The organism is Nocardia sp. Root136 (genome assembly GCF_001427185.1).
GTDB classification, from domain to species: Bacteria; Actinomycetota; Actinomycetes; order Mycobacteriales; family Mycobacteriaceae; genus Nocardia; species Nocardia salmonicida.
Genome location: NZ_LMFE01000001.1, coordinates 2126969 through 2147121, shown reverse-complemented (window position 1 = coordinate 2147121; position 20153 = coordinate 2126969). Strand labels below are relative to the sequence as shown.

General features: G+C 68.4%; 20 protein-coding genes. 6 read left to right on the top strand and 14 right to left on the bottom strand.

Annotation, left to right across the window (positions count from 1 at the left end; all coding sequences use genetic code 11):
• Position 1 precedes the first annotated feature (1 nt).
• Positions 2–865, bottom strand: coding sequence for a glycosyltransferase family 2 protein (locus ASD42_RS09990; RefSeq protein WP_174552025.1), 864 nt, complete (start codon positions 863–865; stop codon positions 2–4).
• A 53-nt stretch (positions 866–918) separates the two neighbouring features.
• On the bottom strand, positions 919–1770 hold the full coding sequence (rfbD, locus tag ASD42_RS09985; RefSeq protein WP_084787055.1) for a dTDP-4-dehydrorhamnose reductase: 852 nt from the start codon (positions 1768–1770) through the stop codon (positions 919–921).
• A 225-nt stretch (positions 1771–1995) separates the two neighbouring features.
• Between rfbD and ASD42_RS09980 the strand changes: the two genes are divergently transcribed.
• From ASD42_RS09980 to ASD42_RS09970, 3 genes are all read left to right on the top strand, one after another.
• Positions 1996–3411, top strand: coding sequence for an LCP family protein (locus tag ASD42_RS09980; RefSeq protein ID WP_200950440.1), 1416 nt, complete (start codon positions 1996–1998; stop codon positions 3409–3411).
• A 3-nt stretch (positions 3412–3414) separates the two neighbouring features.
• Complete coding sequence (locus tag ASD42_RS09975; protein ID WP_056813115.1) at positions 3415–4128, top strand: TIGR03089 family protein; 714 nt, start codon at positions 3415–3417, stop codon at positions 4126–4128.
• 103 nt (positions 4129–4231) lie between these two features.
• Positions 4232–5560 carry a cytochrome P450 gene (locus ASD42_RS09970; protein WP_056815927.1) on the top strand — a complete coding sequence of 443 codons (1329 nt, stop codon included), beginning with the start codon at positions 4232–4234 and terminating at the stop codon, positions 5558–5560.
• Between the two features lie 21 nt (positions 5561–5581).
• Here the strand turns inward: ASD42_RS09970 and ASD42_RS09965 are convergent, their stop codons facing one another.
• Positions 5582–6280: a response regulator gene (locus ASD42_RS09965; protein WP_056813112.1), complete on the bottom strand. Its 699-nt coding sequence runs from the start codon at positions 6278–6280 to the stop codon at positions 5582–5584.
• Positions 6277–7830 carry an ATP-binding protein gene (locus ASD42_RS09960; protein WP_235569356.1) on the bottom strand — a complete coding sequence of 518 codons (1554 nt, stop codon included), beginning with the start codon at positions 7828–7830 and terminating at the stop codon, positions 6277–6279. Before ASD42_RS09960 ends, ASD42_RS09965 begins: the two co-directional genes overlap by 4 nt.
• 98 nt (positions 7831–7928) lie before the next feature.
• On the opposite strand from ASD42_RS09960, the gene ASD42_RS09955 reads away from it, so the two are divergent.
• The gene (locus ASD42_RS09955; protein ID WP_056815922.1) at positions 7929–9293 is read left to right on the top strand and encodes a cation:dicarboxylate symporter family transporter; all 1365 of its coding nucleotides are present in this window, start codon (positions 7929–7931) and stop codon (positions 9291–9293) included.
• Between the two features lie 54 nt (positions 9294–9347).
• Here ASD42_RS09955 and ASD42_RS09950 read toward each other — a convergent pair whose 3' ends face one another.
• Both ASD42_RS09950 and ASD42_RS09945 read right to left on the bottom strand, forming a co-directional pair.
• Positions 9348–9566: a DUF4287 domain-containing protein gene (locus tag ASD42_RS09950; protein WP_056813109.1), complete on the bottom strand. Its 219-nt coding sequence runs from the start codon at positions 9564–9566 to the stop codon at positions 9348–9350.
• 73 nt (positions 9567–9639) lie between these two features.
• Positions 9640–10056: a DUF4267 domain-containing protein gene (locus ASD42_RS09945; RefSeq protein WP_056813105.1), complete on the bottom strand. Its 417-nt coding sequence runs from the start codon at positions 10054–10056 to the stop codon at positions 9640–9642.
• Positions 10057–10165: 109 nt separating this feature from the next.
• Between ASD42_RS09945 and ASD42_RS09940 the strand changes: the two genes are divergently transcribed.
• On the top strand, positions 10166–10753 hold the full coding sequence (locus ASD42_RS09940; protein WP_056813102.1) for a TetR/AcrR family transcriptional regulator: 588 nt from the start codon (positions 10166–10168) through the stop codon (positions 10751–10753).
• Positions 10754–10938: 185 nt separating this feature from the next.
• On the top strand, positions 10939–12408 hold the full coding sequence (locus ASD42_RS09935; RefSeq protein WP_056813099.1) for a phytoene desaturase family protein: 1470 nt from the start codon (positions 10939–10941) through the stop codon (positions 12406–12408).
• A 4-nt stretch (positions 12409–12412) separates the two neighbouring features.
• Here the strand turns inward: ASD42_RS09935 and ASD42_RS09930 are convergent, their stop codons facing one another.
• The 8 genes from ASD42_RS09930 to ASD42_RS09895 all read right to left on the bottom strand — a co-directional run bounded on the left by ASD42_RS09930 (position 12413) and on the right by ASD42_RS09895 (position 19809).
• A complete protein-coding gene (locus ASD42_RS09930; protein ID WP_056813096.1) occupies positions 12413–13363 on the bottom strand; it encodes a cation diffusion facilitator family transporter in 951 nt (316 codons plus the stop codon).
• Positions 13364–13442: 79 nt separating this feature from the next.
• Positions 13443–14357, bottom strand: a complete 915-nt coding sequence (locus ASD42_RS09925) for a cation diffusion facilitator family transporter (protein ID WP_056813093.1) — start codon at positions 14355–14357, stop codon at positions 13443–13445.
• A gap of 116 nt (positions 14358–14473) precedes the next feature.
• Positions 14474–15694 carry a mannose-6-phosphate isomerase, class I gene (manA, locus tag ASD42_RS09920; protein ID WP_056813089.1) on the bottom strand — a complete coding sequence of 407 codons (1221 nt, stop codon included), beginning with the start codon at positions 15692–15694 and terminating at the stop codon, positions 14474–14476.
• Positions 15694–16914 (bottom strand): hypothetical protein, encoded by a 1221-nt coding sequence (locus ASD42_RS09915; protein WP_056815919.1) that lies wholly within the window; start codon positions 16912–16914, stop codon positions 15694–15696. The genes manA and ASD42_RS09915 overlap by 1 nt, the downstream gene beginning before the upstream one ends.
• Before the next feature lie 136 nt (positions 16915–17050).
• Positions 17051–18430: a phosphomannomutase/phosphoglucomutase gene (locus ASD42_RS09910; protein WP_056813086.1), complete on the bottom strand. Its 1380-nt coding sequence runs from the start codon at positions 18428–18430 to the stop codon at positions 17051–17053.
• A gap of 52 nt (positions 18431–18482) precedes the next feature.
• Positions 18483–18860 carry a DUF3499 domain-containing protein gene (locus tag ASD42_RS09905; protein WP_056813084.1) on the bottom strand — a complete coding sequence of 126 codons (378 nt, stop codon included), beginning with the start codon at positions 18858–18860 and terminating at the stop codon, positions 18483–18485.
• Positions 18861–18968: 108 nt separating this feature from the next.
• Positions 18969–19451: a metallopeptidase family protein gene (locus ASD42_RS09900; RefSeq protein ID WP_194826429.1), complete on the bottom strand. Its 483-nt coding sequence runs from the start codon at positions 19449–19451 to the stop codon at positions 18969–18971.
• A gap of 124 nt (positions 19452–19575) precedes the next feature.
• Entirely contained in the window at positions 19576–19809 is a 234-nt protein-coding gene (locus tag ASD42_RS09895) for a WhiB family transcriptional regulator (RefSeq protein ID WP_133733920.1), read from the bottom strand.
• Positions 19810–20153: the final 344 nt, after the last annotated feature.

Below are 20153 nucleotides of genomic sequence, written 5' to 3'. Positions count from 1 at the left end.
CTCAGGCGCCGGTTCGCGCTTTCTCGCGCAGCGCCGATCGAACCGCAATCCGGGAGCGAACCGCAAGTCCGGCCCGCAGCGCGCCCCGCAACGGCGCCTGCCACCAGTGCGGATGCCGGTCCGCCTGGAAGCGGTACGCGCTGGCGTGGTGGGCGGGCAGCATCAGTTCGGGATGCTTGCCCGCGGCGTGCCCCTTGGCGTGGGTCACCTCGGCGTCCGGGACGAATACATTGTGCCAGCCCGCCTTGCCCATGCGGTCGCCGAAGTCCACGTCCTCCATATACATGAAGTAGCGCGAGTCGAAACCGTCGATGGTGTCGAACGCGGCGCGGCGCACCAGCAGGCAGGAGCCGGACAGCCAGCCGACCACCCGCTCGGAGATCTGCTCGTTCTCCTGGCGGTAGCGCATCGACCAGGGGTTCTTCGGCCAGACCGAGCCGAGGATCGCGTGGCCCGCGCCGTCGGCTAGGCCGGGGACGCGGCGCGCGGACGGGTAGATACTGCCGTCGGGCTCACGGACCATCGGCCCGAAAGCGCCCGCGCGCGGCCAGCGCTTCGCCGCCTCGAGCATCTTGTCGATGGAGTCGACGCCCCAGCGGATGTCCGGGTTGGCCAGGATCACGAACTCGATCGACGGATCGATCTCGGCGACGGCGCGGTTGATGGCGCCGCCGTAGCCGATATTGCCGCCGGTGTGCAGCAGGGTTACGTGCGAGTTGGCCTCGGCGACGAGTTCGGGGACGCCGTCGGTCGAGCCGTTGTCGGCCAGGATCACCTGCGGCTTCTCGGTGGTCGCGTCGGCCAGGGTGGTGATGAAGTGCTCGAGGTGCTCACCCGGTGAATAGGTCACCGTGACCACGGCAATGCCGGCGGGGGCTGGAGAATCGGCTGAGTCTGCTGCGTTCACGACTGCGGAGCCTAGTCGGACAACCGGCTCAGTGTGTCGGTGAGTGCGATACGCCAGGAGCGAAGCGGGGTGAGGCCGGCCCCGTCCCAGGCCGCGGGAGAGAGCACCGAATACGCCGGGCGCGGTGCGGGTCTGGGGAACTCGCTGGACGCGCACGGCAGTACCCGGTTCGGATCGGCGCCGAGGTCGGAGAAAACCGCTGCGGCGAGGTCGAACCAGGTGGCGGTGCCGGAATTGGTGGCGTGCAGCACAGCGGGGGCGTCGGGTCGGGTGCTCAGTTCCAGCAGCGCGGCGGCGAGGTCGGCGGCGCTGGTGGGGGAGCCGAGCTGGTCGTTCACCACGGTGACGGTGTCGCGTTCGGCCTCCAACCTGCGCATGGTCGCGACGAAATCCCCCTCGACACCGCCGTACACCCAGGCGGTGCGCACCACGTGGGCGCCCAGTTCGAGCACGGCCCGCTCGCCGGCGAGCTTGGACTGTCCGTAGACCGAGGTCGGTCCGGTCGGGTCGCCGGGTTCATACGGTGTCGTCGCGGTCCCGGGGAAGACGTAGTCGGTGGACACGTGGATCAGCCGCGCGCCCGCCGCGGCGCAGGCGGCGGCGAGTACCGCGGGCCCGGTCGCGTTGGCGGCGAAGGCGGCCTCGACCTCGGTTTCGGCGGCATCCACCGCGGTGTAGGCCGCGCAGTTGATCACCACGGCGCCGGGCGTGAGGACGGCGTCGACGGCGGCGCGGTCGGTGATGTCGAGATCGGCCCGCCCGAGGCCGCGCGCATCGGGTGCCAGGCGCAGGATCTCTCGCCCCAGCAGGCCACGCGCGCCGGTTACGATCAGCGGAGCGGGGGCGCGGAAATCGGCATTCACGCGGCCAGTCTGGCACGCCGGGACACCTGTGGTTGGGCCCGAGTGTGGTAACTGTTGGTTAGCCTGTGCAAGCCGGTGTCCGTGGACGAGCCCGGGCTGATGACTAGGCGGTGTTTGCCGGGGGTGCAGCTGTCCGGGCGCGGAGTTCGTCGAGAGGATGCACGAGTGCGAGAGTCGACAAGACCGGTCAGCGCGCCCGCGGGCGCCTTCGGTCCGGCCAAACTGATGGTGGCGATCTCGGCCGTGCTGGTGCTGGCACTCACCGGATTCGCTTGGCGCAGTGTCGACAACCTGATCGCCAATATCGACCGGATCGGCGGCCTCGGCCTCGGCGGTGAGCGCGACGGCGCGGTCGACATCCTGCTCGTCGGTGTCGACAGCCGCACCGACGCGCACGGCAACCCGCTCACCAACGCCGAACGCGCCATGCTGCACGCGGGCGACGAGGTGGGCACCAATACCGACACCATCGTGCTGATCCGCGTTCCCAACGACGGCCGCTCGGCCACCGCGATCTCCATTCCGCGCGACTCCTACGTCGATATCGGCGGCCAGGGCAAGGCCAAGATCAACTCCGCGTACGGTTCGACCAAGGAGACCGAACGCGCCGAACTGCTCGCCGACGGCAAGTCCGAGGCCGAGGCCGAACGCGCGTCGACCAAGGCGGGCCGACAGGCCCTCATCAAATCGGTGGCCACCCTGACCGGCATCACCGTCGATCACTACGCCGAGGTGAGTCTGCTCGGCTTCGTGCTGCTCACCGACTCGGTCGGCGGGGTCGAGGTGTGCCTGAATCAGGCGGTGGACGAACCGATGTCGGGCGCGGACTTCCCGGCCGGGCGCCAGCGCCTCGACGGTCAGGAGGCCTTGAGCTTCGTGCGTCAGCGCCATGATCTCGAGCGCGGCGACATCGACCGGATCGTGCGTCAGCAGGTGTTCATGGCGCAGCTGGTCGGCCAGCTGCTCAATGCCAAGACCCTCGCCAATCCGAGCAAGCTCAGCGAGATCAGCGAGGCGGTCGGGCGCACCGTCGTGCTCGACGAGGACTGGGACGTGCTGGCCTTTCTGCAGCAGCTCAAGGATCTGTCCGGCGGCAAGGTGGAATTCGAGACCATTCCCGTCTCCGACCTCAACAGCATGACCTCGGCGGGGGAGTCGGTGGTCAAGGTCGACCCGAAGACCGTGCAGAGTTTCGTCGCCGGGCTCGTGGGGGAAGAGGAACAAGAAGCGACCGCGCCGAAGATCGACACCTCGACGGTGACGGTGAGCGTGCTCAACGCGGGTGGCGCCACCGGACTCGCGGGCAAGGTGTCGGCGGCGTTGACGGGCAAGGGATTCAAAGAAGGCACGGTCGGCAACTACACCGGCGGCACCGTGAGCTCGAGTCGCGTGCTGGCCGCCGATGCCGACGACCCGAAGGCGACGGCGGTCGCCGAGGCGCTCGGTGGCCTGACGGTGGTCGCCGATGCGACAGTGTCGGCGGATACGGTGAGCGTGATATTGGCGAGCGACTACTCTGGTCCCGGCTCGGCCGCGGCAGGCATGTTCGATCTCGACGCGACATCCTCGGCGACCGCGACACCGATACCGCCCGCCCCGCCGATCGACGCAGGCCAGAACGGACCGAAATGTGTGAATTGACCCATGCGTGAGCCGAACTCCACCCTGACCGACGCCCTCCTCGACCCGATCCTCGAACGCGACCCCGCCGGACCCCGCGTCACCTGGTACGACGACGCCACCGGCGCGCGGATCGAACTCTCCGGGCTGACGTTGGCCAACTGGGCCGCCAAGACCGCGAACCTGATCCGCGACGAATTCGCGCTCACCCCCGGCGCCAGGGTGGCGGTGCTGTTGCCCGCGCACTGGCAGACCGCCGCGGTGTTGCTCGGATGCTGGTGGGCGGGAACCGAAGTGGTGCTCACCCCCGACCCCGATGCCGACCTCGCGCTGGTCACCCCCGACCGGCTCGACGACGCCGACGGTGTCGGCGAGGTGGCGGTGCTGTCGCTGGACGCGATGGGAACGCCGGTGCGTGAGCTGCCGGTCGGCGTCACCGATTTCGCCACCGCGGTGCGCGTGCACGGTGATCAGTTCCTGCCCGGCGGATTCCGGGCCGCGCTCGACGGCCTCTCGGTGAACGAAGTGCTGACCATGGCCCGCAAATCCGCCGCGCTGCAAGGGTTTTCCACCGGCGACCGGGTGCTGTCGAGTACGCCATGGGAGACGGTGGAGGAAGTGGTCGACGGGTTCGTTTCGGTGTTGTTCGCCGGGGCTTCGCTGGTGCAGGTCGTCAATCCCGATCCGGCCGGTGTCGAACATCGAGTTGTCACCGAGAAGGTGACCGTCCGGCGCTGACTCCTACCCAGGTATAGGTTCGGGTCCACCTCGGGGACGTGTCGCGTGTCACATCCCGCCCGTACTGTGGAAGCAAGACTTCGGCAGAGTGGCAGGGGTGGCGATGATTGCGAAATACTGGGTTCGATGGTCGGCCGAGCACGGCGCGCCGCGAGCGATTCTGCGCTGGCAGGCCCGTCGCGGCGATCCGTTCGCGATCTTGCTCAGCGGTCGGCGGGGTCTGCACGATCCCTATCCGCTGATCGATGAGGTGCGCGGGTCGGGCGGAGTGATCAGGACGCCGTTGTCCCTCGCCGCGTTCGACCACAAGCAGGTCCGAGCGATTCTGCGCGACCCCAGATTCGGGGTGCGGCCCGCCCTCGGCAACGACCTGCCCGCCCCGTGGCGCAAGCTCGCCGAACGGGTCACGGTGCCGCCCAATCCGGTCGAGCCACCGTCGATGCTGGTCATCAATCCGCCCGAGCACACGCGAATGCGCAAGCCGGTGGCTTCGGCGTTCACCCCGCGCGCCGTCGCCAGACTGCGCGATCGCGTAGAGGTGGTCACGGCCGAACTGCTCGACGCGATGCCCGCGAACGGTTCGGTCGACCTGATCACCGATTTCGCCGCCAAGGTGCCGATCGCGATCATCGCCGAGATGCTCGGCTTCCCACCCCCGGACCGGGACCGGTTCCTCGAATGGGGCGACAAGGTCACGCCGCTGCTCGACATCGGCACGTCATGGCGGACCTACCGCGCCGCGATGAGCGCGATCGAGGACATGGACGAATACCTCGCCGACCACATCGCCACCCTGCGCCGCGCGCCGGGTGAGGACATCCTGTCCACCCTGGTCCGTTCGGGCGATCTGAGTCTGACGGAATTGCAGGCGGGCGCGAGTCTGCTGATGGGCGCAGGTTTCGAGACGACGGTCAACCTGATCGGCAACGCGGTGGCCGCGCTGTGGGCCCATCCCGATCAGCTCGCGCTCGCGCAGGACGACCCCGATCGCTGGCCCGATGTGGTGGAGGAGACGCTGCGCTTCGATCCGCCGGTACAGACCACCGCGCGCCAGGCGCTCGAGGATGTCGAGGTCGAGGGCTACCTGGTGCGGGCCGAGACGACGGTCATCCTGTCGCTGGCCGGGGCCAACCGTGACCCGGCGGTCTTCCCCGACCCGCACCGCTTCGACATCGACCGTTCCAATCTCAAAGAGCACGTGGCCTTCAGCAGCGGTATCCACGCCTGCCTCGGCGCGAGCCTGGCCAGGATGGAAGCGGTGCACGCCCTGCGCGCGCTCTACACCCGCTACCCGAACCTGCGGCTGCGCGGCGAGCCGGTGCGCCGAAACCTGTTCACGCTGCACGGTTTCGAACACATGCCGGTCGACCTCGGCCCGGTGGCGCGAACCTCGGCGCCCGAAGACCTGGCGGGTGCGTCCCGTCCGGCCTGAGTCCGGTTGCGTGCGAGCGGGTTACGTGCTCGTGCGCCAGCGGTAGCGGGTCTTCGGGCGACCGGCCCGGCCGTAATCGGCACGGCGTTCGGCCAATCCGTCGTCGGCGAGCTTCTCCAGGTACCGCCACGCCGTGATCCGCGAAACACCCACGGCCGCGGCGGCATCGGTGGCCGTGATGCCCGATTCGACCGAGCGCACCGCCCGCGATACCTCCTCCAGGGTGTGCTGCACAACGCCTTTCGGCGCACCGGCCTTCTGGTCGGCGGTGCGCAGCGCACCGAGCGCGCGGTCGATGTCGTACTGCGACAGCGCCGCCTCGCCCGCGGGCAGCGCGGTGTCGAAGCCGCGGTAGCGTTCCAGCTTCTCCCGGAACGCGGCGAAGGTGAACGGCTTGAGCAGGTACAACACCACGCCGTGCGCCACCGCGCTGCGCACCATGTTCAGCTCGCGAGCCGAGGTGATCGCGATGACATCGGGTCGCGGCTGCAGTCCGTTGAGCGCGGCGGCCACATCGAGCCCGCTGATATCGGGCAGTCCGATGTCCATCAGCACCAGGTGGAACGGATTGCCGTCGGCGATCGCCTCGGCCGCCACCCGCAGTGCGTCGCGTCCGGTGTGGACGACCCCGCCGGTGACGAAACCGTCGAGCCGTTCGAGATAGGCCCGATGTGCCTGGGCGATCAACGGCTCGTCCTCGACGATCAGCACGCGGATCATGGTGTCTCCTTCAGCGGAATGCGAACGATGACCGCGCTGTGTGGTGCGGCCGTGGTGGTGATGGCGCCGCGATGTCGGTCGACGAGGCGGTGCACCAGAGCGAGGCCGAGGCCCGCGTGGTCGGATTTCGTGGTGTAGCCGCGTTCGGCGGCCCGGGAGAACATCTGGGCCGACATACCCGGTCCGCTGTCGGACACCTGGACCCACAGCGCGCCGTCACGATGACACACCGACACCTCGACGCGCTTGTCGACGGTTCCCGCCGCCGCGTCGATCGCGTTGTCGATCAGGTTGCCGACCAGGGTGACGGTCTCGTGCGCCGACAGCGGATCGGTGGAATCCAGCGCGGTGTCCTCGCTGATGGCCAGGCCCACCCCGCGTTCGGCGGCCTGGTCGACCTTGCCGAGCAACAGCGCGGCCAATGCCGCGTCGCCGACGGCGGCCAGCAGACGGTCGATCAGCACCTGCGAGAGCTGCAATTCCGCGGTCGCGAAGGCCACCGCTTCGTCCGGGCGGCCCAGCTCGACCATGGTGACCACGGTGTGCAGCCGGTTGGCCGCCTCGTGTGCCTGGGCGCGCAGCGATTCGGCGAAGCCGCGCACCGAGTCGAGCTCGCCGAGCACCGAGCGCAGTTCGGTCTGATCGCGGATGGTGAGCACGGTGCCGATTTCGCGGCCCTCCCAGCTGACCAGGTCCTGATTGACCAGCAGGATGCGGTCGGTGGTCACGTGCGTCTCGTCGCGCACCACGCCGCCACTCATCTGTTGCAGCGAGACGGGCAGGTCGGTGCGGAAGACCGGACCGTCGGGCAGGTCGAGCAGGGTGCGCGCCTGATCGTTGACCACCTCCGCGGCCTCGGCCTGGGCGCCGAACACCACCAGCCCCTCGTGCACGGAGTGCAGGACCGCGTCGTGGTGTTCGTAGAGCGCGCGCAGTTCGTCGGGCGCCAGACCGTGGGTCTGGCGGCGCAGCCTGCGGCTGATCAGGAACGACGACAGCGCGGCCAGCCCGAGCCCCACCGCGGCCACCCCGAGGATCAGGGGTAGCTGGGAGGCCACCTGGGTGCTGATCTTGGCCCGGGTGACCCCGGCCGAGACCAGCGCCACCACCCGGCCGTTGTCGTAGACCGGGGTGACCGCGCGGATCGAGGGGCCGAGGGTACCGGTGAACGTCTCGGTCAGGGTCTGGCCTGCCAGCGCGCCATCGATGCTGCCGACGAACGGCTTGCCGATCAGGTCGGGGTTGGTGTGGGTGTAGCGGGTGCGGTCGGGCGCCATCACGACGATGAAGTCCATGCCGGTGGCCGCTCTGATCCGCTCGGTGGTCGGCTGCAGCAGCCCGCTCGGGTAGGGCGAGTTGACCGCCGCCAGGGTCGACGGCGACCGCGCCACTGTCACCGCCACGTCTCTGACCTGTATTTCCGCGGCCAGGTCATGATCGCGCCTGGCATCGAGCACGGCCAGGATCGTGCCGACGGCGATCAGCAACGCCAGCACCACCAACTGCCATACGAAGGCCTGTCCCGCGAGCGACAGTCGTCCTCGTCGCACCTCTTGCCTCCGACCTGAATTTCTCGAACGTTATGCGTCGATATGAAACTTATGGACCAAAGTGACGGCCGTCACAATAGTTGCTCATGCTCGTCGACATGAGCTCAACCACCGGACAACGGAAACGCGACCATACCCATTGGCTCTACATCGCGGTGATCATCGCCGTCGTGGCCGGCGTCATTGTCGGCCGGGTGGCCCCGGAATTCGGTCAGTCACTGGCGCCGCTCGGCACCGTGTTCGTGAACCTGATCAAGATGATGATCGCACCTGTCATCTTCTGCACGATCGTGCTGGGCATCGGTTCGGTGCGCGCGGCCGCCACTGTGGGCAAGGTCGGTGGCCTGGCCATCGGGTATTTCCTGCTGATGTCGACGGTCGCGCTCGGCATCGGGCTCGTCGTCGGAAACCTCATCGATCCGGGTGAGGGACTCGATGTCGGCGCCTCGGGAGCGGGGGCGAAATACGCCGATCAGGCGCACAGCGCGGGTGGCACGTGGGACTTCATCCAGAACATCGTGCCGACCACGCTCGTGTCGTCGCTCACCGCGGGCAGCGTGCTGCAGGCCCTGTTCGTCGCGCTGCTGGTCGGGTTCGCCGTGCAGGCGATGGGCGATGCGGGGGCGCCGATCCTGCGCGCGGTCGCGCTGGGTCAGAAGCTGGTGTTCCGCATCCTGTCGATGATCCTGTGGCTGGCTCCGATCGGCGCGTTCGGCGCGATCGCGAACGTGGTCGGGCGCACCGGCTGGTCGGCGGTGGTGCAGTTGGCGACACTGATGATCGCGTTCTATCTGACGTGTCTGGTGTTCGTGTTCGGTGTGCTCGGCGTGATCCTGCGGATGGTCTCGGGCGTCTCGATCCTGAAGCTGTGCCGGTACCTGTCGCGTGAGTACCTGCTAATCGTGGCGACCTCGTCGTCGGAATCGGCGCTGCCGCGACTGATCGCGAAGATGGAACACGCGGGTGTGGAGCGCACCACCGTGGGTGTCGTTGTGCCGACCGGATATTCGTTCAACCTCGACGGCACCGCCATCTACCTGACGATGGCCTCGATCTTCATCGCCGACGCGATGGGCAAGCCGCTCGCGCTCGGCGAACAGATCGGCCTGCTGCTGTTCATGATCATCGCGTCCAAGGGCGCCGCGGGCGTCACCGGCGCCGGCCTGGCCACCCTCGCCGGCGGCCTGCAGAGTCATCGCCCCGACCTGCTCGACGGTGTCGGCCTGATCGTCGGCATCGACCGCTTCATGTCGGAAGCCCGTGCGCTGACCAATTTCTCGGGCAACGCCGTGGCCACGCTGCTCATCGGCACCTGGACCAAGACCGTCGACGCCGACCGGACCCGCCGCGTGCTCGACCGTGAACTGCCGTTCGACGAGGAGACGATGGTCGACGACCACGAAGTGGATCAGCCCGTCGAACTCACGAAACCTGTGCCGGCGCAGCCGGTGGAGGTGTCCTGAGACGGTCGAAGGCCCCGCGATGAGGAATCGCGGGGCCTTCGGGTTCCAGTAGGGCTAGATTCTGGACCACTTGCCGGGGTTGAGGTGGAACTGCACCAGGGCGTTGGCGTGACCGTGGCCGAGGCCGTGTTCGGACTTCAGCCAGGTGACCAGGGCCGTGTGCCCGGTCGGCTCGGCCGCGTCGAGCAGGGTGAACCATTCGTCGACGGTGCGCCCGTACTTGGTCTCGATGGTGGGGAAGTAGGACGCGGGGCCGTGCGGCGCGTTCGCCATGGTGGTTCCTCCTCGATGGGTGTTCGTTATCGGTGAAGACGGTGCGGTGGGACGGAATTCATCGCTGGTGTGGTCACGCCGCGACGAGTCGGCGCTGTGTCGCGCTCTCGCGGCTTTCGCGGATCAGCAGCACGCCGGCGAGCGCGACGAGTACGGCGGTGAAGCCGTGGACGCCCAACGCGGTGGCGGTGGAGCCGTGCCAGCTCAGGACGGTGGCCATGTCCCCGAACGGCGTGAGCGAGGTGGCCAGCATGGCGACGCCGAGCGCGAAGCGCTGCTTGGTGGCCAGCAGGCCGAGGATCACCAGGCCGCTCACCACGTCGCGGACGCCCTTGAGGTTCAGGAAGGCCACCGCGTCGCCCTCGGGCACAGCGGGGAGGCCGAAGCCCGCGGCCGTCATCTCCGGGGCGATGAGGTAGTTGATGCCGACGTAGATGATGAAGATCCCGCCGAGCAGGGAGAGGGCGGTGGCGATGCGCGAGGTGGTCATGGGGTGCTCCTGAATCTTGTTGCTTGCTCTGAAATCTAGCGGCGCTAGGTGTTGAGAGAACTATAACCAGAGCCTCGCTATCTTGTCTAGCGCTGCTAGAATTTCGAGCATGAGCACCCAACAGCGCAAGGAACGCGAACGCGCCGAACGGCATCAGCGGATCATCGACACCGCGCGCGAGATGGCCGAAGCGGAAGGCTGGGACGCGGTCACCATCCGCAAACTGGCCGACCGCATCGAATACAGCCAGCCCGTGCTCTACAGCCACTTCGCGAACAAGGCGGCCATCGTCGGCGCCGTCGCGCTGCAGGGTTGCGTCGAGCTCGCCGAACAACTGAAGCTGGCCCGCGAGGCGGCGACCACCCATGCGGAGGTGATCGCCAATGTCGCGCGCGCCTACCTCGACTTCGCCACCGCCAACCCGGCCCGCTACGACGCCATCTTCCAGCAGAAGACGGACCTGAACTTCGGTCTCGACGCCCCACAACCCCTGCGCGATGCCTTCGCCGGCCTGGAGGCGATGTTCGCCCCCTACTCCGAGGGCGACGACCTCGGCGCCCGCACCGAAGTCGCCTGGGCTTCCCTGCACGGCCTGGCCACCCTCGACCGCAACGGCCGATTGCGCCCCGAACTGCGCGAACGGCGCATCACCCTGCTGGTCGACGGGACAAGCGAAGCGGCGGTCGACCCGAGCTGAGCGGGACGGCGCGGCTGTTCGAAACCCTCTCGCGCCACACCGGTCCGGTGGTGTCGCTCGGTGCGGTGCCGTCGCGGTGTCGAACCTGCCGGGTGACCGAGCGCACGGCGACAGGCTCGCCGCTCCGCGTAGGTTGGAGGTAACGACGCAGGTCGGCAGAGCGGCCGAGGGCGAAGGGACGGCGGATGGCGGAAGTCGTAGTAGTGGGGTCGGGGCCGAACGGTCTTGCCGCGGCGGTGATCGCCGCACGCGCCGGGTTGTCGGTGCGGGTCCTCGAAGCGCAGGAGCAGGCAGGCGGTGGATCGCGCACCGCCGAGCTCACCCTGCCCGGCTTCCATCACGACATCTGTGCCGGTGCGCATCCGATGGCGTTGGCGTCACCGTTCTTTCGCGCGTTCGATCTCGCCGCGCACGGCGTCGACCTGCTCACCCCGACCGTCTCCTACGCTCATCCGCTAGACGGTGGAATCGCCGGATTGGCTTGGCGCAACCTCGAATCCACCGTCGCCGACCTCGGTCGCGACGGCCGGGCATGGTGCGAGCTGTTCGCGCCGCTGGTCGAACACTGGCCCGAGGTGGTCGAGCTGGCCATGTCGGATCTGCGGCATCCACCCCTGCGCGTCGGCACGGGCATCAAGTTCGCGACCCGCCTGCTCGAACAGGCGTCCCCGTTGTCCGACAACCGTTTCAGCGGTGATGTGGCGCCCGCGATGTTCAGCGGTGTGGCCGCCCACGCCATCACCTCACCGCGCGCCTTCCCCGCGGTCGGCGCGGCACTGCTGCTCGGCACCCTCGCGCACGCGGGCGGCTGGGTGATCCCGCGCGGCGGCAGTCAAGCGATCCCGAACGCGATGATCGCCGAAATCGAAAGCCTCGGTGGGGAGGTGCTCACCGGGCACCGGGTCGACGATTTCGCCGAACTCGCCACCGCCCGCGCGGTGCTGTTCGACACCTCGCCCGCCGAACTCCTTCGCATCGCCGGTGACCGTCTGCCGTCGCGATACCGCAACAGCCTCGGACGTTTCCAGTACGGCAACGCCGCCTGCAAGGTCGACTTCGCCCTGTCGGGACCGGTGCCGTGGGCCGCGCCGGGCGCCGACCTGGCGGGCACCCTGCACCTGGTCGGCACCAGAGCCGAAGCCATGCACGCCGAACACCAGGTCGCCACCGGCGCGTTCGCCGATCGGCCGTTCGTGCTGGCCATTCAGCCCGGCGTGGTCGACGCCACCCGAGCACCCGAGGGACAGCACACCTTCTACACCTATGCCCACGTTCCCAACGGGACCGATCGCGATATCAGCGACCAGGTGATCGACCAGGTCGAACGCTTCGCGCCCGGTTTCCGCGATCTGATCCTCGCCAAACATGTGCGACCGGCGGCTTTCATGCCCGCGCACAACGCCAACTACATCGGCGGCGATATCTCGGCGGGCGCGATGTCCACGCGCCAGACCCTGTTCCGTCCGCTCGCTCGCTGGAACCCTTATTCCACCCCGATTCCGGGCACCTACCTGTGCTCGTCGTCGACCCCACCGGGGCCGGGCGTGCACGGGATGTCGGGACTGCACGCGGCACAGCACCTGCTGCGCAACCGTTTCGGTATCGTCACCGACCCGCTCGACCTGTTGCGCGGCGCGGCGCTCGCCTACCGGTAGCCGCTCAGCTCGGCTTCATCGGTAGGTCGTGGACCTTGTCGGGCTTGAACACGTCAGGCTCGAGGTAGACCGTGCAGGTGTTCGGCACGGCGGCGTGAATGCGGTCGTCCGCGGCGTCGATGACCTCGGACACCTGCGTGATGTCCAGGCCCGCGTGCAGCGCGATCTTGGCGTTGATCAACAGGTCCTGTGGACCGAGGTACTGGGTCTGCATCCGGATGACGCGCTCGATCCGTGGATCGGCGAGCAGCGCCGACCGAATCGCGGTGTCGTCCTTGGCCGTCGCGCCCTCACCGATCAGCAGGCTCTTGGTTTCCACGATCAGGATCACCGCGTTCACGCCGAGCAGGACGCCGATGAGTAGCGTGCCGACGCCGTCCCACACCGCATTTCCGGTGAGCACCGACAGACTCACCCCGGTCAGGGCGAACAGCAGGCCGATGATCGCGCCCGCGTCCTCGAGCAGCACCACGGGCAGTTCAGGATTGCGGGTGTGGCGAATGAAATGCCACCACGAATTCTTGCCCTTCAGTGGCGCCGACTGCTTGCGCGCGGTACGGAAACTGGCGCTCTCCAGCACCAGCGATACCCCGAGAATCCCGATCGCGACCCAGGCCGAAACGATCTCCTCCGGGAACCGGATTTTGTGGATCGCCTCGTTGATCGCGAACAGTGACCCCATGACGAACAGGACAAGCGCGACGACGAACGAATAGAAATACCGATTGCGCGAATACCCGAAGGGGTGCAGCGTGTCCGCGGGCTGGTCGGCCCGATTGCGGCCGACCAGCAGCAGCGCCTCGTTGCCGGTGTCGGCCACCGAGTGCACCGCCTCGGCAAGCATCGACGACGACCCGGTGATGAACGCCCCGATGAACTTCGCGACCATGATGCCGGCGTTCGCCCCGAGTGCGGCGAGGATCGCGACCTTGCTGTCTCCACCTTGCTCGGCCATAGACGAACGCTACAACGGTCGCTGACCCACACCCCGACTCCACACCGTGTCGTCGGGCCGAGAACCGCGCCGCCAGCCGCTATTTCACACGGTAGAGGTCGGGTTCCAAGTAGATCAGGCGGGCGGTGGGTACTGCTGCGCGCACGCGCGTTTCGGCCGCGTCGATCGCCTCGGCGACACCGGCGATGTCCAGGTTCGGGGCGAGCGCGACCTTGGCCGCGATCAGCATTTCCTCCGGGCCCAGGTACTGGGTCTTGAGATGGATCACCGAGGTGATCTTGGCGCCGTCGACCAGGTTCTCGCGGATGGCCAGACCCTGTTCGGGGGTGGCGCCTTCACCGATGAGCAGGCTCTTCATCTCCACGATCAGCACGATCGCGATGATGCCGAGCAGGACACCGATGCACAGGGTGCCGATGCCGTCGTAGATCGGGTCGTCGGTGACCATGGTGAGCCCGACGCCGCCGAGCGCGAGTACCAGACCGATCAGTGCGCCGGTGTCCTCGAGCAACACCACCGGCAGCTCGGGGCTGCGCGAGTTGCGGATGAACCGCCACCAGCTCGCATCGCCCTTGAGCGGCCTGGATTCACGCACCGCGGTGAGGAAGCTGAAAGTCTCGAGGCCGATCGCGATCACGAGGATGATGACCGCGACAATCGGCTGACTCAGCTCCTCGGGATGCTGGACCTTGTGGATGCCTTCGTAGACCGCGTACACCGAGCCGAGGGTGAACAGCACCAGCGCCACGACGAACGAGTAGAAGTAGCGGTTACGGCCGTATCCGAACTGGTGCAGCTCGTCGGCGTCCTTGGCGGCGGCGCGCTGCCCGAACAGCAGCAGACCCTGATTCGAGGTGTCGGCGACCGAGTGCACGCCCTCCGCCATCATCGACGCCGACCCCGTGATGAACGCGCCGACGAACTTGGCCACCGCGATCCCCGCGTTGGCTACCAACGCCGCGACGATCGCCTTCTTGCCACCACCAGCCGACATGCCGGCCCGCCCTTCTGTTCACTGAACACGACTCGCCACAGCCTAATAGGACAGCGACGCGGAGCGGTCATCCGTCCTGCGCGGGAGCCGAGGCGGGGGTTCGCCTACGGCACAGATCAGTTGCCGCCGCCGACGCAGGCGCTGAACAGCTGCGCGGGCCCGCGCAACGCGCGCGCCTTGATGTCGGTGTCGGTGGCGGAGATCCAGGCCGCGCTGCCACGTTCGACGACGAGGGTGCGTCCGTTCTCGGAGAGTTCGAGCGTGCCCGCGGTGCACAGCACGATGCCCGGGCCGACGTCGGCGAGCACGACCGGCTCGTCCTCGGCGCCGAGATCGAAGCGGCACAGGGCGAATTCCGGTGCGGGCGTGCGGTACCGGATGCCGCCGTCGTCCCCGGGGGCGGGTTCGATCACCGGCAGGTCGATCGGTTCGAAGTCGAGCACCCGCAGGAGTTCGGGCACGTCGACGTGCTTGGGGGTGAGCCCGCCGCGCAACACATTGTCGGAGTTGGCCATGATCTCCACCCCGACCCCACGCAGGTAGGCGTGCAGATTGCCGGCCGCGAGGAACAGCGCCTGGCCCGGTTCCAGGGTCAGGCGGTTGAGCAGCAATGCGGCGAGGACACCCGCGTCGCCGGGGTAGACCTCGGCCAGTTCGAGCGCGGTGCGCACCTCGGCGGTGAACGCCCGCGCGCCCTTGCTCGACAGGTAGTGCACACAGCCCTCGAGCACCGTGGGCAGCAGCTTCGACAGCGCGGCGGGCGGCAGCGTGATCCAGGTGGTGAACAAGGTCCGCAGGCCGGCCGAATCGGGCTGGGCGGCAAGCAGTTCGGCGTAGATATTGAGGCCGGGCACGTCGAGCGCGCGTAACAACTCGACGGTGCGGAGCGGGTCGCGGAACCCGGCCAGCGCCTCGAAACGCTCCAGCGCGACAACGAGTTCGGGCTTGTGGCTGTCGTCGCGGTAGTTGCGCAGCGGCGAATCGAGCGCGACGCCGGTGCGGTTCTCCCGTTCGAATCCGGCTCGCGCCTGCGCCGAACTCGGGTGGGCCTGCAGCGACAGCGGTTCCTCGGCAGCGAGGATTTTCAGCAGGAACGGCAGGCGGGCGCCGAAAGTGTCGGCCACCGCGCCCAATTCGCCCGCCGGGTCGGCGGTGAGTACCTCGACCAGCGAGCGTGTGCCCGAGTCCGTCTTGACGTGCGCGGGATCGGCCGGGTGCGCGCCGAACCAGAGTTCGGCCTCGGGATGGGCCGATGGCACCGGCCGTCCGCACAGCTGAGCGAGCGCGGTGCGCGACCCCCATGCGTAAGAACGCAGCGCACCAACGAGTTCCTGCACTAGTAGCGTCCCCCGTCGTATCGATCCGGCTCGGGCGCGGCGGCACCCCGTGCGAGGGTCAGCCGAAGATAGGCCGCGGCCATGTCCAGCCGCAGCGCCAGCACCGCGAGCTGTTCGAGTTCGCTGCCGTGTCCGCCCCCTGCGGCGGAGGCGGCAGCGGTGCGCTCGATCGCGGGCGCGGCGGCGGGGTCGGCGAGCTGCGATTGCAGCACGTCGACATCGGCATGGACCAGCTCGGCGTCGACCAGGCCGCCGCCCGCACCTTCGAAGACCGCCAGCTTGCGCCGGGCGGCAGCCTGATCGGGATGCACGCTCAAGGCCAGCACCCGCACCCGCTCGACCGGCGCCGGTCCGTCGAGCTCCTCGTCGTGGAACAGCGGATCGAAGCCGGGTGCGGTGCCGCCGGTTGCCTGGGAGAGTCGGCCGACCGAGGCGACCGCATCGGACAGATCAGCGGCGGAGACGAGCCTGCCCGCCGATTGCAGCAGCACCTCGGCGCCGTGGCCCGCCAGTTCGACGGCAGCGGGCGAGTCCCCCGCGAGCACTACGCCGACTCCGTGCATGCGGGCGGCGAGGGTCTTCGCCGGATTGCGGAAGGCTTCCGTGTGTGGGCCGTCGCGCAGCGCCTCGGCGTCGAGCATGTCGGCCAGCGCGGTGAGATCGGGCGTGGCCGGACCGCTGCGCTGGGCGTCGACACCGCGCAACACCGCGATCCCGACGGCGAGGAAACGCAGCAGCCGATTGTGGTCGAGCACGGGCACCCGAGGTTCGAGCACGATCGCGCGACCGGCGGCGACCGCGCGCAACGGACCCTCGTTGGGGGCGGCGATCACCACTTCCGCACTGCGGCGCAGGGCGCGGTCGACGGCATCGATGAGTCGCGGATCGCCCGCGTCGTCACCGGCCACCAGGACCACGTCCAGCGGACCGACCCACGGTGGCAGCGAGGTGACGTGCACGATCGGCAGCCCGGCCCGGTCACCGAGCGTGGCGACCAGCAGCCCGGCCGCGCGCGCGGCCCGACCCGATCCCGCGACCAGCACCAGGCTGCGCGGGCGCAGATCGGAGAGCCGTTCGATGAGCGAGGTTTCGGCGACCGCCGCGGCCGTGGCCCGCACCTGGGCGCCGCCCGATGCGGCCGAGCGCAGGGCGCCGGCGGTGTCGGCCGCCGCCAGCGACTCGGCATCGTCGAGGTCGAATACCGGTGTTCCAGCGATCATCGCCGAATCCACCTCCCCTCATCGCGCTGTGTCGTCCGTGACTCCACTATTCCAGCCGGACACCGGCAATGCTCGTAATCCGCCGTGGCCGAATACCGGGCCTGTGATTCCACTGCTACTGGTTTCATCTTCCCAGTCAGGCGCGGACGATGCTCAGGATCTCGGTCACGAGTGCGTTTACATCGTCGCGCGATCCGGCCTCGACATTGAGTCGGAGTAGCGGTTCGGTGTTCGAGGCGCGCAGGTTGAACCAGGCATGGCCGCCGAGATCGACCGTGACGCCGTCCATGCGGTCCACCGACTCGGTGCGGTCGGCGAACGCGGCGAGTACCGCGGCGGTGCGCTCGGCGGCGTCGGCGACGGTCGAGTTGATCTCGCCGGAGGCGGCGTACACGTCGTAGGCGGCCATCAGGTCCGAGACCGGACGCGTGCCCTCACCGAGCGCGGCCAGCACGTGCAGCGCGGCCAGCATGCCCGAGTCGGCACCCCAGAAATCGCGGAAATAGTAGTGCGCCGAGTGCTCGCCACCGAATACCGCGCCGGTCGAGGCCATCTCCTGCTTGATGAACGAGTGCCCGACCCTGGTGCGCACCGGCTTGCCGCCCAGCTCCTCGACCAGCTCGGGCACCGCGCGCGAGGTGATCAGGTTGTGGATCACGGTGGCGCCCGGCTCCTTGGCCAGCTCACGCTGGGCCACGATGGCCGTGATCGCCGAGGGGGACACCGGCTCGCCGCGTTCGTCGACGACGAAGCAGCGGTCGGCGTCGCCGTCGAAGGCGAGGCCGATGTCGGCGCCGCTGGAACGGACCAGCGCCTGCAGATCGACGAGGTTCTTCGGATCCAGCGGATTGGCCTCGTGGTTGGGGAACGAGCCGTCGAGTTCGAAGTACAGCGGCACGATGGTGATCGGTCCGAGGGTGCCGAGGACGGCGGGCACGGTGTGCCCGCCCATGCCGTTGCCCGCGTCGACCGCGACGGTGAGCGGGCGGATCTCGTCGAGGTTCACCAGCGCGCGCAGGTAGTCCGCGTAGTCGGCGAGCAGATCGGTGCTGGTGGCGGTGCCGGGCGTGCCGTCGTAGGCGGGCACACCCTCGATCACCTCGGCGGCGATGGTCGCCAGCCCGGTGTCCTGGCCGACGGGCAGCGCGTTCGCGCGGCACAGCTTGATGCCGTTGTACTTCGCCGGATTGTGGCTGGCGGTGAACATCGCCCCCGGACAGCCGAGCTTGCCCGAGGCGAAGTAGAGCTGGTCGGTGGAGGCGAGGCCGATGTGCACCACATCCAGACCCTGGGCCCGCACGCCCTGCGCGAATGCCTCGGACAGCGCGGGGGAGGATTCGCGCATGTCGTGGCCGATCACCACGCGCTGGGCGCCCTCGGCGCGCATGAGTCGGGCGAAGGAAGCGCCGACATCGCTGACGAACGCCTCGTCGATCTGTTCGCCCACCACCCCGCGGACGTCATAAGCCTTGATCACGGCATTCACGAGTTCGCCAGAGCGCGCGAGGGTCGTCATGTGGCTAACCCTAGCGGGCTGCACCGACTCCTCGGGATCCTGGCCGGACTAGCTACGGATCCGGCAGAACCCGAAGATGGCCCCGGCGGCCGGTCCGCGCGGTGCGCGGGGCCGAGGGGGCGTTGTCGCGGTAGCCCGGTTGGTCGGCTTCGGCGGCGGGGCGGCGGCGTAGGCCGGCTTCGCGAACGGCTTCGGCCAGTGCGGTGAGGTCGTCGTCGTCCGGGGTGCTCGAGGAGAAACCGCCTTCGTGGCGGACCAGTTCCCAGCCCTTGGGCGCGGTGATGCGGCAGGCGTGCGTTTCGCAGAGATCCCAGGAATGTGGTTCGGCGACGGTGGCCAGGGGTCCGACGACGGCGGTCGAGTCGGAGTACACATAAGTCAGCGTCGCTACAGCCGGGTTCTTGCAGCCGGGTCGGCAGCAACGACGCATAGGGATCACGACGTCGAGATTAGCCCTCCGCGCACCGAAAGTGGATACGGACACGCCCTAAACGGGCGTAGTCGCGCATGCGTTCGACAGTCTCAGGCGGAGGTACGCCTACTCGGGTTCGGGATCGATGAGATCGGGATCGACGCCGAGGTAGGTCGCGATCTGCTGGACGAGTACCTCGCGCAGCAACTCCACCAGATCGTCGGGATCGGCCGCCCGCAATTCCAGCGGCTTGCGGAACAACACCACCCTGGCGCGGGTGGCCGCACCGTGGCGGTCGACGCCCGCCGGGATGAGACGCGACAGCGGGACGGGTCCGTCGGCGACCACCTCGTCCGGCCAGGTGACCGAATCAGGATGCAGCGGACGGATTTTCGGTACATCGTCGACGGCGATATCGAGCTTGGTGAGGCGATCGTGCCAGCGGGTGTCCAGTGGGGCGAACGCCTCGAGCACGAGCCGATCGAATTTCTGGCCCCTTGTGCGCCACGCGGGCACCGTCGGCGGAAGCATGGGGCCTCGGACTCCGCGGCCGCGGCGGGTCACCGAACGAGCGGTGGGTGCCGGAGAATGACGCCGGGAACGTGCCATGGGTCTTTCACCTCTCTCGCCTGCACCGTGAAGATCAACAAGGGCGTTCGCCCGGAGACACCGACGTACTGCGCCTGCGTGGCTCCGGGCCAGGCCTGGAGAGAGTCTACTTTCGAACAGTCACTTAACCGATTCCGCGCTTCAGCCTGCGACGCTCTCGTTCCGAGAGACCGCCCCAGATGCCGAAGCGTTCATCATGTGCCAGTGCGTATTCCAGGCACTGGTCACGTACTTCACAGCCCAAGCAGATCCGCTTGGCCTCACGCGTCGAGCCGCCCTTCTCGGGGAAGAACGCCTCGGGGTCGGTCTGAGCGCAGAGGGCGCGTTCCTGCCACTGCTCTTCGATCGATTCGAACATTTCGTCGAAGCCCGTGACGACCAGACTCAGCCGGGGAGCCGCGACTTCGCTTACCACGTCCGGTTCCTGCCAGCTCATGTCAGCGCAGACAGCGTGAGCTGCGCCTGCTGTGGAATCGGTCGGCGAGACCAGATCTTCGGTCATCGTTCCGCCTCCTCACTATGTGTTAGCGCAGAATGATTCTTTCCGTCGGATCAGATGCAACCCCGACGGCCCAACACCGCGACGTAGTCTCGCGGGCTTCCCCGAGCCTGCCTTCCGGCGAGTTGGAACCCTCTCGCAAACGCGCCCTGCGCTAACTCCTAGCGCAGTAGCCTTTTCAGGCGAGTTGGAACCTTCTCGCA

Excerpts from the sequence above, each read along its gene's own strand:
- ASD42_RS09980 (WP_200950440.1), top strand. The coding sequence starts at position 1,996 with ATGGTGGCGATCTCGGCCGTGCTGGTGCTGGCACTCACCGGATTCGCT.
- ASD42_RS09925 (WP_056813093.1), bottom strand. The coding sequence starts at position 14,357 with ATGTCGGCTGGTGGTGGCAAGAAGGCGATCGTCGCGGCGTTGGTAGCC.
- ASD42_RS09955 (WP_056815922.1), top strand. The coding sequence starts at position 7,929 with ATGAGCTCAACCACCGGACAACGGAAACGCGACCATACCCATTGGCTC.
- ASD42_RS09930 (WP_056813096.1), bottom strand. The coding sequence starts at position 13,363 with ATGGCCGAGCAAGGTGGAGACAGCAAGGTCGCGATCCTCGCCGCACTC.
- ASD42_RS09950 (WP_056813109.1), bottom strand. The coding sequence starts at position 9,566 with ATGGCGAACGCGCCGCACGGCCCCGCGTCCTACTTCCCCACCATCGAG.
- ASD42_RS09945 (WP_056813105.1), bottom strand. The coding sequence starts at position 10,056 with ATGACCACCTCGCGCATCGCCACCGCCCTCTCCCTGCTCGGCGGGATC.
- ASD42_RS09965 (WP_056813112.1), bottom strand. The coding sequence starts at position 6,280 with ATGATCCGCGTGCTGATCGTCGAGGACGAGCCGTTGATCGCCCAGGCA.
- ASD42_RS09975 (WP_056813115.1), top strand. The coding sequence starts at position 3,415 with ATGCGTGAGCCGAACTCCACCCTGACCGACGCCCTCCTCGACCCGATC.
- ASD42_RS09915 (WP_056815919.1), bottom strand. The coding sequence starts at position 16,914 with ATGATCGCTGGAACACCGGTATTCGACCTCGACGATGCCGAGTCGCTG.
- ASD42_RS09895 (WP_133733920.1), bottom strand. The coding sequence starts at position 19,809 with ATGTTCGAATCGATCGAAGAGCAGTGGCAGGAACGCGCCCTCTGCGCT.
- ASD42_RS09940 (WP_056813102.1), top strand. The coding sequence starts at position 10,166 with ATGAGCACCCAACAGCGCAAGGAACGCGAACGCGCCGAACGGCATCAG.
- ASD42_RS09970 (WP_056815927.1), top strand. The coding sequence starts at position 4,232 with ATGATTGCGAAATACTGGGTTCGATGGTCGGCCGAGCACGGCGCGCCG.
- ASD42_RS09905 (WP_056813084.1), bottom strand. The coding sequence starts at position 18,860 with ATGCGTCGTTGCTGCCGACCCGGCTGCAAGAACCCGGCTGTAGCGACG.
- ASD42_RS09910 (WP_056813086.1), bottom strand. The coding sequence starts at position 18,430 with ATGACGACCCTCGCGCGCTCTGGCGAACTCGTGAATGCCGTGATCAAG.
- ASD42_RS09935 (WP_056813099.1), top strand. The coding sequence starts at position 10,939 with ATGGCGGAAGTCGTAGTAGTGGGGTCGGGGCCGAACGGTCTTGCCGCG.
- ASD42_RS09900 (WP_194826429.1), bottom strand. The coding sequence starts at position 19,451 with ATGGCACGTTCCCGGCGTCATTCTCCGGCACCCACCGCTCGTTCGGTG.